Here is a 13,529-nt window from a genome sequence, read left to right as displayed (position 1 = left end):
AAATTAAAAAATTGTATTTTTGCATGAATTAATAGTGGATTTCTTCAAATTTGAATCCATTTACTTCTTATCAAATAGACCTATTTTAACCCAATCGAATAATTAGATAAAACGTTAGATGCGAAATTACTACGATATTTTAGGTATAGATCAACGAGCTGATAAGCGACAGATAAAAAAAGCCTACTTAACACTAGCAAAAAAATATCATCCTGATCTTCATGGTAATGATGAAGAATTAGGTGAAAAATTTAAAGAGGTCAACGAAGCCTATGAGACCTTGAGTGATGATAGTAAGAAATTTCACTATGATCATGGCTTAACTTCGTTCACTACATTTTCGAATACCCCTACTCCAACAGAGGTGGCTGAGGAAGAAATTCGAACACAAAGAAAATCTGAAGTAAAAGAAGAGATTCTTAAAGAAAAAGCTAAGGAGAAAAAAAGTAAAAAGTTTTTCGTTCCTTTTACTGTAGGTGTATTTACCTTAGTAGTTGGTGGGATGATCTCTTTTTTCGTTCAACGCCAGAGTAAACTGGCTGCATCTACCTTTGAAGATGCAACAACAAACCTTGAATTGAAAGATTTTAATGCGGTTAAAGGTAATATCGATGCCTTATATCATTTAGAATCTCCTCTTCTTGCAGATATTATTGAGGCTGGTTTATACGTCCAACTCAACCAAAGTAATGAAGCTATTGATTTAATAGAGCCCAGATTATATATGATAAATGAGGAACCTAAAAATATTGTTTCTCAAGCATATCTCTATTTAGGTATTGCCTACTATCAAAGAAAATTAGGGAATAAGGCAGTTGATTATTTAGAGAAATCAATTTCATACAATAACAAAAACAAACAAGTATATTATTGGTTAGGAGTCACTTACTCAGAACTTAATTTAAACTATCAAGAAGCTATCAATGCTTTAAAAAAAGCGAAAAATGTTTTGGGTTATGAAAATCGATCTATTTTAAGTTTAGGAATAGCATATCAACGTTCCGGACAATATAATGCTGCCGAAGATAATTTTGAGCTTTTATTGTTCAACCCTGATTTTAAAAAGGAAGCCAACTATTATATGGGTTGGAATTATTTCCTAAGTAACAAAAACACCAATAAAGCTTGCCTTTTATGGGAGAAAGCTGCTAAAATGGGTTCTCAAGAAGCTAGATACCAAGTACAAAGACATTGTGGTAACTAGTAAACTACTTCAATTGACTACATATTTTTACAAAACGTTCTTTTCTATCATTAATAATAATTTCATCCTTTCAAGTTATTAATTCCAACTAAAGTTATTTATATTCAGACTATTAACTCAATAATTAATAACTCAATGGAAACTATAATTGACGAAATCTATGCTCTCGAGATTTTAGACTCAAGAGGCAATCCCACCCTACGTGTTTATGTTGAACTTTTAGATGGCACTAAAGCCTATGCTAGTGTACCCTCTGGAGCATCTACAGGACAAAATGAAGCACTAGAACTAAGAGACAATAAAAAGCGCTATGGAGGCAAAGGAGTACTAAAAGCTGTCAACAATGTCAATACCACTATCGCTAATGCACTTATCGGAATGGATGCCACCAAACAAAAAGACATTGATTACAGCATGATCGAACTCGACGGCACTGAAAATAAATCAAAGCTTGGTGCTAATGCAATTCTTGGAGTATCTATGGCCGTTGCTAAAGCTGCAGCCAAATCATTGAACCTTCCATTATACCAATATCTTGGAGGAACTAACGCTGTAAGAATTCCAGTTCCTTGCATGAACATCCTTAATGGTGGTGAACATGCTGATAACAGTGTAGATTTTCAAGAATTTATGCTTGTCCCTCATGGTGCTCCTACTTTTGCAGAAGGTTTAAGATATGTCGCAGAAACCTTCCACTCACTAAAAGGTATTCTAAAAAAGAGAAAACTTGCCACAAGTGTAGGTGATGAAGGTGGTTTTGCTCCCGACTGTGAAAGTAATGAAGCTGCCATTGAATTAATTATTGAAGGAATCAAAAAGGCAGGTTATAAGCCAGGGAAAGATCTTTCAATAGCTGTAGACAACGCTGCCAATTCATTTTGTACCAATCTAAAAGACAATTACAATTTGATTTGGTCAGGAAAAGGTAAAATGACCTCAGATGAAATTATCGACCTAGCAGGAGAATGGCTTGACAAATACCCAATTATATTATGGGAAGATCCACTGGCCGAAAAAGACTATAAAGGATTCAAAAAATTCACTAAAAAATATGGTGATAAGATTGAAGTAGTTGGCGATGATATCTTTGTGACCAACACGAAATACATAAAAGACGGTATCAAAAAGAATTTAGCGAATTCCTGTTTAATTAAATTGAACCAAATAGGGACAGTAACAGAGAGTATAGAAGCTGTTCGAATGTGTAGAGATGCCGGTTGGAGATACTTCCTATCCCATCGATCAGGAGAAACTGAAGATACATTCTTAGCAGATTTTGCTGTTGCTATGGATGGCGGACATCTCAAAACAGGTTCTGCTTGTAGAGGGGAGCGAATAGCAAAATACAATCGACTCCTTGAAATTGAACATGAATTAGGAGAACGAGCTGAATATAGATGGGATTAAAAAAGAAATGCCGATGACTTAAAAATCATCGGCATTTTCTATAGTAGTATATTTCTTGTCATAAGCTATTAAGCGGCTAATGTATCTACTCTTTCCATTGCAAGATCCGTAGGTTCTGCAAATATTCCTTTAGGGCTAACGTCTACATTTGTTAGCATTCCTTCAGCTTTCAGTTTCTCCACAATCTTGTTCAAATCGTAAGAACAAAGTGATAAACCTAATAATTTCGAAATCTGTTGCATTGACTTCCCTTTGTTTAGACACAATGCTACCAGAAGTTTTGATGATCTAAGTTCGATTGACATAATTAATACAGTTAATAAAAGACAGTTATTTAACCAGGTAAAAATAAATTGGTTATCTCATTTCCGACACAAATATAGAATCGTAAATCTAAATTCTAGCGAATTTTCACTCCCTATTAAATTAGTTTAACATCCCTTGTGAAAAATTCAATAATGAAGTTTTCTAATCATAAATAAACCATTCTATTTTCATTACCAATATATTATTGTAATTTTGTCATGACATTTAGTCATCCTTGAGAATTCCTTTAAATTCAGAAATTAATAATGGAGAATAGAGAAATACTATCAATCAAACAACGATTCGGAATTATAGGTAACGCACCTAGCCTAAATCATGCTATACAAGTAGCCACCCAAGTAGCCGCAACAGACTTAACTGTTATGATTACAGGTGAAAGTGGTTCAGGTAAGGAATCATTCTCAAAAATCATTCATCAATTAAGTGCGAGGAAACACGGTAAATTTATTGCCATTAACTGTGGAGCAATTCCTGAAGGTACAATTGATTCAGAATTATTTGGACATGAAAAAGGATCTTTCACGGGAGCAAACGAGGCTAGAAAAGGTTATTTTGAAGTCACTGATGGAGGAACCATATTTCTTGATGAAATTGGAGAAATGCCTGTAGAAACACAAGCTAGATTACTTCGTGTTCTAGAAAATAAAGAGTTTATTCGTGTTGGATCTTCTAAAGTGATGAAAACTGATGTTCGAGTAGTTGCCGCTACCAATGTCAATTTGCTAAAGAATGTTCAAAAAGGAAAATTTAGAGAGGATTTATATTATCGTTTAAATACAGTTCCCATTCAAGTTCCTCCTTTAAGAGAAAGAGGAAATGATATTGAGCTTTTATTTAGAAAGTTTGCCACCGATTTTGCAGAACAATACCATGTTCAACCATTAAGTTTAACGGCAGAATCTAAGCAGATTTTAATCAACTTCCCTTTCCCAGGAAATATCAGACAACTTAAAAATCTAGCAGAGCAAATGTCTGCATTGGAGTTGGATAGGGTTGTCGAAAAACAGACTATGTTGAAATACTTACCTTCAACAAGTAATCAATTGGCTGTTTTGGAAAGTGATGATAAAGGTTTAAATGAAAGAGACCTCCTATACAAAGTACTTTTTGATATGCGTCAGGATATGACCGATCTGAAGAAGATTGTACTTCAATTGGCAAAAGGAAATACGAACATCAACAGTGTTATCCAGGAAAACCCCCAATTATTTAGTGGGGTGATGGAAGATCAGCCGGCAGCATCAAAAAGCACCCCTACAGAAACTTCTTTGGCAGTTCGCCAAAATACGTCTCCTGTAAACTATACTCCTACTACAAGACCACCCCAAGAGAACCAACCGATTATCATTACAAATGATGATGATTATCAAAATAATACGTATGACATTGATAACATGGTTGAAGTTGAGGAAGAGGAAGAGTCGTTATCAATAGAAAAGAAAGAAAAGGAGCTGATTATCAAAGCTCTTCAGAAAAACAATAATAAAAGAAAGTACGCTGCACAAGATTTAGGTATCTCTGAACGTACATTGTATAGAAAGATCAAACAATATGAACTTGATGAATAAAAACAACTTCATTAAATATTTATTCCTATTATCAACACTCGTTTTATCGGGTTGTGCTGGAGTAAAATTTACTTTTTCTGGTGTTAATATCGATCCAAATATCAAAACATTTTCGATTGAGCCTTACACCAATGAAGCTGGAGATGGTCCTGCAACTATGGCCTTTCAATTCACCGATGATTTCACTCAATATATTTTGAGAAACACTTCTCTTTTACCTGCAGAACAAGGTCAGAAAGGTGATATAGAATTTAGTGGTGCAATTACAGGTTATAGAGTCACTCCTGTATCGCCTGGTGGTGGAGAAACTCAACAAACGCAACAACAACGTTTGACTATCACAGTAAAAACGAATTTCATTAATAACTACGATGATGAAAAAAGTTTTGATCAAGGGTTTTCATTTTTCTACGACTTTTCAGGGAACCAAACGGTTCAACAAGTAGAAACAGAAGCAATTGATGTGATTTTTGAACAGATTATTTACGATACTTTCCAAAAAGCATTAGCAGATTGGTAAAAAACTGTATATTTGGATATGGATGTGTACATTCATATCCTTTTTTATTTATCCCCCATCACTACATTATTTTTTTCTTTAACTGTGGAACTACCTCAAATTGAAATATTACTTAAGAACCCGCAATCGGTTACTTATAGAGAAATAGATGATATTAAAGCCGCTATTGAGAAATATCCCTATTTTTCAGCTCTTTACGTTCTATTAGCTAAAGCTGAAGAAGGAAAGGCAGAATATGTAAAAAAAGCTGCTGCATATGTAGCACATCGCCCTTCTCTACAATCTTATTTAGACACCTCTTTTGATGCTGATATCAATCTACCAAATACAGATGGAATAGAATTTCAATCAGATGATCATCAAACGCTAGACATTTTGATGAACGAAAAGTCAGAAGATCTATTAGAAGAAGAAAATGATCTAACTGTCGAAGATGAAATTGATTCGAACAGTAGTAATGATCAAGAAGAAGACACAAATCCAACAGAGGGTATTTTTGAAGAGCATCAAATTATTGATGAATTTGGAACAGCTGATGAAACTCAAGAAGAAGATCAAGGGGAAGAATCTTCTATTGAAGACAATGTAGCATCTCAAATTTTAAATGACCTCGAAAATGCAGAACCAGAATTAGATCAAGTAGAACCTGTTGAAACAAGTGTTGCGGATCAAATTCTAGCAGAGTTAGCGGCCATGCAAGCAGGTCAAACACTAGAGCCTGATACAACATCAGAAAATGAAGAAGTTGAAGAAGAAGAACCTATTACTGAAAACTCAATAGAAGTTGCAGAAGATGAGGAAGATGATCTTATATCTGATGTGATCAACGAAATTGATTTGACAGAAGAGGATGTTCAAACAGAAGAACCTACTCAAATAGTAAACGAAGAGGGTCAAAGTGATGATGAAGAATCTAATTTGATCAGTGAAGAGGAAATGATGAACCGTTTTAATGGATATCTTCAAACGAAAAACCAATCGGAAGAAGAAATTGTTAGTGGTTTAACCGAGGAAGAAAAAGAAAACGAAGATACAAAAACACTTACTGATTTATCAGAGGAAGAAAATGTAGAAACTCAGTTTTTTGATGAGGGCATTGAAGAATACAACTTCCCGAGTTATGATACTGCCTCTTATGATGAAACTATAAAAGATGAAGATTATCTTCAAAATATAGAAGAATTGAACGTTGACAATATCGTCGAGTTCTCACAATTTGATCCCGTTGAAGTTTCTGAAAAGGATCATCAAAAGGATATCATCAACCACTTCATCGATAGTTCACCTACATTAACACAAAAAAATGTAGACGACCAAGATGTACCGGAAGATCAAATTGATCTAACTGAGGTCGATTTAGACGGATTTTCTACTCCTCAAACAGAGAGTTATGCTAAATTATTGGAAAGACAAGGAAAAAAAGAGGATGCAATCTCAATTTATCAACATCTAATCTTGAAAAATCCAAATAAAGCTAGTTTCTTTGCAGAACGAATTGAATTCTTAAAACAGAATTAATATAAAGCATTAATTTCACAATACAATGATGACATTTTTTATAATCCTTATCGGTATTGTTTGTGTGCTTCTAATCTTATTAGTATTAGCACAAGACTCTAAAGGTGGTGGATTTACAGGAGATATGGGCGCGGCAAGTAGCTCTATGATGGGTGCAAGAAGAGCATCAAGCTGGATTGAAAACGCTACTTGGGTGTTAGCAATTTCTTTAGCTGTATTGTCGATTGGCGTAAACATGTTTATCTCAAATGGCGACTCAGCAAACGTAAAGACTTCTACAAGTGTAGAGAATGCAACTGAAATGACAGTTCCTACACTTCCTGAAACTCAACCTGAAGCTCCAGCGGAAGCTCCAGCAGAGTAATAAAGAGAAGAAATGAAATGAAGCCATTCCTTAAGGAATGGCTTTTTTTGTGCCTATACAAAAAGGAAAAGGTTCAACTGTTTTATTATTTTTTGATTTTAAATCACATTATTAAGATTTAAAAACATTTTACCCCCTCAAGATCTAAACTAGCTTAATTTATTTCCGTTATTACATTTAAATCTTACAAATTTTAACAAATATACAAAATGAAAAAAGCTAGTATAATCACTCTACTAGCGTTGTTTTTTACAACGTTTAGTTTCGCACAATCATTTGTCCCCACTTTATCTGTAAACGGAATGGTGCAATCAAAAGAAGCCTATGTTATTAAAAATGACGGTTCAAAAATTACAGGTAAAATTACTGCTGCATCATTAACGAATAATGTACTGAAATCTGTATCAATTAAAACTGCTGATGGAACTAAAATGAAGTTCAAAGCTGCAGATATTAAACAATTAGGAGTTAAACCTAAAGAGTTTTTCAAATTTGAACAATCAATGACTGCTGGGTCTATAAAAGAATTAGCGGGAAGAAATTTCGAAGATGTAGTCGATCAAGAATATGTTTATTATGAACAAGCCCTCCTACCTGGTAAGAAAAATAAATTTGCTTTAATGCAATTATTGAACCCTGGTTTTGATCATGTAGTGAAAGTGTATAAAGACCCTAATGCGAAGCAAACAGGTGGTTTAGGCGTAGCTGGCGTAAAAGTAACAGGAGGCATTGATAAGTCTTATCTAGTTACTGATACAGGATCAAATAGAGCGATTTTAATCGAAAAGAAAAAATATAAAAAAGAAGGTCAAAAAGTAATCTTCACAAAATGTCCAGAGGTATTTGGTAAATATTATGCAGGCGATAAATTCCAATGGAAAGACTTTGCAGAGCATGTTTATGTTTATGATCAGTTATGCACTGATAAATAGATAACAATATTAAAATTATAAGACTCAATAGCAATAATGTTATTGAGTCTTTTTTTTGGAAATTATTTTCATTAAAATTGTAATACATTTTTAGTTAGAAAGTATTACAATTTTTTCTTATTTATTCTTCGATTAAAGCCAATTACTCATGAACAAACTAATAGAACTACTTTATGGAGTTTTTTTACCTCCAATGTATGCTGTTCACACACTTTTTAGAAAATTAAGCTGGAAACAAAAAACATTAAGAATATTACTTTCTCTTTCGAGTCCACTTATCATTCTATTTTTAGTAGAAATATTCTATCCTAATCCAATTATAAACTACGATACGGTAGTTTATAATCTATTTACTAAACACTTTGAGGAAGAACCTCTATTTATTGCAGAAAGTAACGACACTAACCTTGTTATTGAAAATCATGAATTTGATATGGGACTAGAGATAGCAAATCATGATGATCTAGACTACATTTATAAAATAATGTTGATTTATGGTGTTTCTAATTTTTACTCAAGTGATGAAGATATCAATTCAATTGAGTATGAAGGGAATGTCAACAAAGAGTTTATCGGAGGCTTAAATACTTTATATTTAAGTGACTTTCTGAATAAATCAATTCATAGTTTTGTAAAACTAAAAAGAAAAAACAATAAAGATCTTTATAATGAATTTGATGACATAAACTCCATTTGTGAATATTTTACTGGTTTTCAACTATTTTATAATGATGGTATAATTAAACGTTATAATAATACGGCTTTCATTTGGGCAAAAGAAAACATTATTCCTGATAAAAATAAACAGTTAGGTAACCATACCTATCAAGAATATTATGATGTTCTAGCAAAAAGATTTATAAGACTTTATACTGAAGGGTACCTAATTGCTAATTTCTATAATTTACCAAAGTTAAGTGCCTCTTATGAAGAATCTGTTTTATCAAACAAGGAAAATTATTATGATTGGTATATTCGACTAATTAATGAACCTCATGAAGAATATTACACTAAAAATACTTTTTCTGTTCATTCTACAATGGATCAGTCTGTTACTTTTTGGGTAAGGCGTCATATTACTCAAAATGATAAGGCTATATTTGATCTATTTTCATCTATCGCCAAAGAGTTCGACTACGAATGGTATATTCAAAAATTATCAGAATACAATTTCCAAAACAGCAATCTTGACAAAAAATTTGAATATGAAAATTGGTTGGGAGCTCCTGATACTTTCCCTAAAGAAAATCTAAATTTCTTGTACGATCAGGTATTAAATCAATCTTTCTATTATGATGAAATTGAAAATGCAAGTAGTTTAGAAAAATATAATCAAAACTATCTAACTACTTATTATCAAGGACATAATAACTTATTACGACACTCTGATTTTTATAAAGGGATTCTAAGATATCTTAAGGCTGTGGAGTGTTTTAAATATCAATCGGAAAATGAAAGATATTATAATGAATGGACACATAATTTTTTAGGAACTAATATACAACAACCTAATAAAGAGCTTCCATTTACCACTGTAAACCCAGAGCCTATAAAGTGGATACACTCCAATTTAATTCCAAACCCTAATGATCTATTAGATCAGTTTACTTATCAAGAAATCTATCATTTAACCATGAAAAGATACTTTAGACTAAGTGTCGAGTCATATTTATCTATTCAAAGGTTTTCGCCCATTATACAAGCACAAGAATATTATCATTTTACAGTAGATAAGAATGTAAAAGCTTCTGATTATTTACAAGAGTATTATTCTAATATCAAAGGATATGAACATCCATTAGGACCAGAAAAACGATCAAACACTTATTATAGTCCACAAGTAGCAAGTGGTTTCTGGCTTAGACGAATTCTAGATGGTTCTTCTGATGAAATCTATAAAGGTTTCGAGAAGGTAATAAAATTATATGATAGCAAATGGTATACTGAAAAATTACAAGAGTATAATATAGAAACTGAAAATGATAATTTGCTCTTTGAGGATAAGAAAAAGTTAATTACACAATTATTTGAGAGTACTGATTTTAAAGATTATGATCAATATTATAATGATGTTAATACAAATGAATTTATAAAAAATGAGAATCTATTTGTAAGTAATCCTCAATTAGCTGATGCTATTGTAAGTTTTTCAGCAGATTATTTTTTTAAAGAAGATACACCTTTAAAAATTGAAAAGATATATATGAAAGACATCAATGAAATCACTTTGAATGGTCTGTATAAATTTGATGGCATTGAAGTTTTATTGTTTAATTTATTTTCCGAAAAAATTGAGGCAAAAATTCAAATTGGTATTGTTAAAGTAGATGAAAAACTACTACCTGATCCATTAATAGGACATGCCGTAATACATGAATCAGATCAGCCTTATAAGTCAATTGCTGGCATATTTAAAAAGGATAATAAATGGATTTGGTTTAACGGTTTCAAGAAAAGAGAAGATGAAAATAGATTTGGCAATGAACCTGTTATTGTAACATTAAAAGAGATCAAAAGTCTATAAGAACAAAACCCCGGTAGTAAAACTATCGGGGTTTATCGTTTTTAGAAATCTAACATCTTTGCTTAAGTATTCTCTTGGTTAGAAGTATTCGTTTAAGCTCAAGTAAAACGCTCCTGCACCATCTGAACCCCAACCATAATCTAATGCTAAGTTGGTTCTTGATCTCTTATTAATCATTACTCTAGCACCCACACCGACTGCTGCTTTTAAATGATCAAATAATTGTACGTTCAAATCGTGTGACGATACTGTTGTACAGTTAGCAAAAACTACTGCTCCTAACAAATCTTTATTTCTTTGAATGATTGGCACTGGAATTCTCCATTCGATCTCAGAATAGAAAATATCATTACCTCTAAAACGACCTTGAGGGAATGCTCTACCGGAACGTCCCATTTGATCCCATCCTAAAGATGGCAATGCCATATAGGGTAAGTTACCTGATGTATGGAAGTTACCATACGTCCAAATTGCCAATACATTTCTTGGGTTCTTTTTAGAAAGACTGAAGTAGTCTCTATATTCCAACCATAATGTTGAAGCCGTCTGATCACTACCTAACCAAGTAGGCATATATCTAAACTGTGCATTAAGGAAACGACCTGTGTAAGGGTTTGCTACATTATCTCTACTATCATAAACCGCGTTTAATGACACACCTGATGTTGTATAACCTTCGTGATCAAAACCATGAATTTGGCTATAAGCATAATGGTTTGTGATTACTTGAGGATCGCTTTCCAAATCAAGTAATTGATCATTAATATTAGAATACATATCCAAGTGGTATCCTAAACCTAAATATACATTTGGTTTAATTTGCTTTAAGGCTGTTTGATGGAATCTTACAAGATCAAATTCCATTAGTTCTCCTTCATGAACACCATCTTTATAATCACCTAATTTGAAACCTCCATCTTCAGTTACTAAGATATCTGATTGAGGACCTGTACCTAAACCATATGTAGGCTGTGAAGAATAAAATAATCTCCAGTCACCTTGGAAGAACCACTCATTATTTGCTGAATAAGCATTTGATTTAATGGTGAACATCAATTGTTTTTTAGTAGAATATGTCGCCGTAACTAAAGCACTTGACATTTTCGTAGTACTAGGATCTCCCAAGAACATACCACCTGATGCAGCAAATCCATAAATAAATCCAAAAGCTGGGTTTGATGCTAATACAGGCAATGGTGCCATGTACAATTGCCCCTGCTTCACTTCCTCATCCTTTTTCTTTTCTTTTTTCGTTTCATTGTCGTTAATACCATTTGCTAAAACACAAAACGATAATAAACTTAGTAAGATCGTTGTAGTTACTCTTCTCATTTTCGATCAAGTAGTTAATTGTAATTAAGTAAATTTGGAGTGTTATAAAACACCTGACAGAGTGTTGAATTAATGATTACATTTAGTGAGATAGTAAGGTTGTTTTTAGCTTTTAACATTTAAAAATTTCCTCTTTTATCTATTTTGTCATTTCCTTCACATCAAAAAATTGTTTTTGACCAAAAAGAAAATAACACTGATTTTATTTAACCTTTTTGAATTAATATAGGTCATATTCAACATTCTATTCTATCAAAAGTATATTTATTGGCTACTCAAACAACCTGAATTAGATATTTTAATATTCTTTCATTCAATTTATGTTTATGACATTGAATGAAATTCTATGAACGAGAAAAAGTGAGACATAAAAAAAGGCCGCCAAATGGCGACCTTTTGTCTGAATAGATCAGATATATTCTTCGTTTGATAATTACATATTTAATGCTCTATCTCCTGTAGCTGCTAAACAAGCTTCCTTGATAGCCTCAGAATAAGTAGGGTGAGCATGAGACATTCTAGAAATATCTTCTGCAGACGCTCTGTATTCCATTGCAACAACCCCTTCAGAAATCATATCTGCAGCACGTGGTCCGATGATGTGCATACCTAAGATTTCGTCCGTTTCCTTATCAGCAAGTACTTTTACCAATCCATCGATATCCATAGATGCTCTTGCTCTACCTGATGCTCTGAATGGGAATGAACCCGCTTTATAAGCTCTCTTTGATTCTTTCAATTCTTGCTCTGTATAACCTACAGAAGCTACCTCAGGCCATGTGTATACAACACCTGGAATCAATTTATAATTGATATGTGGTTTTTGACCATTGATGTGTTCTGCTACGAATACACCTTCTTCTTCAGCTTTGTGAGCCAACATTGCTCCTTTGATCACATCACCGATTGCATAGATTCCTTCTACAGCAGTCTCAAGGTTTTCATTTACTTCAATTCTACCTTTCGCATCAAGTTTACCACCGATTTCTTCAAAGTTTAATTTATCAGTGTAAGGACGACGACCAATAGAAACTAAGCAATAATCACCTTTAATTTCTACTTCTTTGCCTTTCTTATCCGTAGCTTTCACAACTACTTCTTCACCTTCCACTTTTACAGATTCAACTTTAGTTTTTAAGTTAAATTTGAATCCTTCTTTCTTTAATACTCTTTGCATTTCTTTACCCATGGCTACATCCATAGTTGGGATAAGAGAATCTGCGTATTCAACTACTGTTACTTCAGCGCCTAAACGAGCATATACAGAACCTAATTCAAGACCAATTACACCACCACCGATCACGATAAGGTGCTTAGGAATTTCTTTTAGCTCTAAAGCTTCTGTAGAAGTAATCACTCTCTTCTTATCGAATTCGATAAATGGTAACATCACTGGCTTAGAACCTGTAGCAATAATTGTCTTTTTTGAGTTGATTACTTTTGATTCTTCACCATCGATTTTGATTGTGTTCTTATCAACAAAAGAACCGAAACCTTGGTAAACCTCAATTTTATTTTTTTTCATCAAAAAGCCGATACCATCTGTAGTTTGCTTTACTACCTCACCTTTTCGAGCGATCATTTTACCAAAATCAATCTTTGGTGTCTCTACTTCAAGACCATGATCAGCAAAACGGTGAACAGCTTGATGATACAATTCAGACGAATCTAAAAGCGCTTTTGATGGAATACATCCAACATTTAAACATGTTCCTCCTAAAGTATTGTATTTTTCAATTAACGCTACTTTCATTCCTAATTGGGCTGCTCTAATTGCAGCAATATAACCGCCAGGACCGGAACCGATAACTGTTAAGTCGTATGTCATAACTT

The 13,529-nt window shown here is 33.1% G+C and carries 11 protein-coding genes; 8 read left to right on the top strand and 3 right to left on the bottom strand.

Features of this window, described 5'->3' with window-relative positions:
* Nucleotides 1-118 precede the first annotated feature (118 nt).
* The gene (locus tag KMW28_RS28655) at nucleotides 119-1,204 is read left to right on the top strand and encodes a J domain-containing protein (protein ID WP_169664505.1); all 1,086 of its coding nucleotides are present in this window, start codon (nucleotides 119-121) and stop codon (nucleotides 1,202-1,204) included.
* A gap of 135 nt (nucleotides 1,205-1,339) precedes the next feature.
* Nucleotides 1,340-2,611, top strand: a complete 1,272-nt coding sequence (gene eno, locus KMW28_RS09040; RefSeq protein ID WP_169664506.1) for a phosphopyruvate hydratase — start codon at nucleotides 1,340-1,342, stop codon at nucleotides 2,609-2,611.
* Nucleotides 2,612-2,679: 68 nt separating this feature from the next.
* On the opposite strand, the gene KMW28_RS09035 is transcribed toward eno, so the two are convergent.
* On the bottom strand, nucleotides 2,680-2,916 hold the full coding sequence (locus KMW28_RS09035) for a hypothetical protein (RefSeq protein ID WP_158297606.1): 237 nt from the start codon (nucleotides 2,914-2,916) through the stop codon (nucleotides 2,680-2,682).
* Nucleotides 2,917-3,183: 267 nt separating this feature from the next.
* On the opposite strand from KMW28_RS09035, the gene KMW28_RS09030 reads away from it, so the two are divergent.
* The 6 genes from KMW28_RS09030 (at nucleotide 3,184) to KMW28_RS09005 (ending at nucleotide 10,364) form a co-directional block, all read left to right on the top strand.
* Nucleotides 3,184-4,506 (top strand): sigma-54 interaction domain-containing protein, encoded by a 1,323-nt coding sequence (locus KMW28_RS09030; protein WP_169664507.1) that lies wholly within the window; start codon nucleotides 3,184-3,186, stop codon nucleotides 4,504-4,506.
* Nucleotides 4,499-5,026, top strand: coding sequence for an LPS assembly lipoprotein LptE (gene lptE, locus KMW28_RS09025; RefSeq protein WP_169664508.1), 528 nt, complete (start codon nucleotides 4,499-4,501; stop codon nucleotides 5,024-5,026). The genes KMW28_RS09030 and lptE overlap by 8 nt, the downstream gene beginning before the upstream one ends.
* Nucleotides 5,027-5,110: 84 nt before the next feature.
* Complete coding sequence (locus tag KMW28_RS09020; protein WP_169664509.1) at nucleotides 5,111-6,544, top strand: hypothetical protein; 1,434 nt, start codon at nucleotides 5,111-5,113, stop codon at nucleotides 6,542-6,544.
* A gap of 25 nt (nucleotides 6,545-6,569) precedes the next feature.
* Complete coding sequence (gene secG / locus KMW28_RS09015; RefSeq protein ID WP_169664510.1) at nucleotides 6,570-6,908, top strand: preprotein translocase subunit SecG; 339 nt, start codon at nucleotides 6,570-6,572, stop codon at nucleotides 6,906-6,908.
* A gap of 209 nt (nucleotides 6,909-7,117) precedes the next feature.
* Nucleotides 7,118-7,840, top strand: coding sequence for a hypothetical protein (locus KMW28_RS09010; RefSeq protein ID WP_169664511.1), 723 nt, complete (start codon nucleotides 7,118-7,120; stop codon nucleotides 7,838-7,840).
* Nucleotides 7,841-7,988: 148 nt separating this feature from the next.
* A complete protein-coding gene (locus KMW28_RS09005; RefSeq protein ID WP_169664512.1) occupies nucleotides 7,989-10,364 on the top strand; it encodes a hypothetical protein in 2,376 nt (791 codons plus the stop codon).
* Between the two features lie 78 nt (nucleotides 10,365-10,442).
* Here KMW28_RS09005 and KMW28_RS09000 read toward each other — a convergent pair whose 3' ends face one another.
* Together KMW28_RS09000 and lpdA are read right to left on the bottom strand one after the other, a co-directional pair.
* Entirely contained in the window at nucleotides 10,443-11,696 is a 1,254-nt protein-coding gene (locus KMW28_RS09000) for a BamA/TamA family outer membrane protein (RefSeq protein WP_169664513.1), read from the bottom strand.
* Between the two features lie 433 nt (nucleotides 11,697-12,129).
* A complete protein-coding gene (gene lpdA / locus KMW28_RS08995) occupies nucleotides 12,130-13,524 on the bottom strand; it encodes a dihydrolipoyl dehydrogenase (protein ID WP_066208099.1) in 1,395 nt (464 codons plus the stop codon).
* Between the last annotated feature and the right edge of the window lie 5 nt (nucleotides 13,525-13,529).

It is taken from the genome of Flammeovirga yaeyamensis (assembly GCF_018736045.1).
In the GTDB taxonomy this organism is placed as follows: Bacteria; Bacteroidota; Bacteroidia; order Cytophagales; family Flammeovirgaceae; genus Flammeovirga; species Flammeovirga yaeyamensis.
Note: the sequence above shows the minus strand (reverse complement) of the source record. Positions and strands in the feature narration are given on the sequence as shown.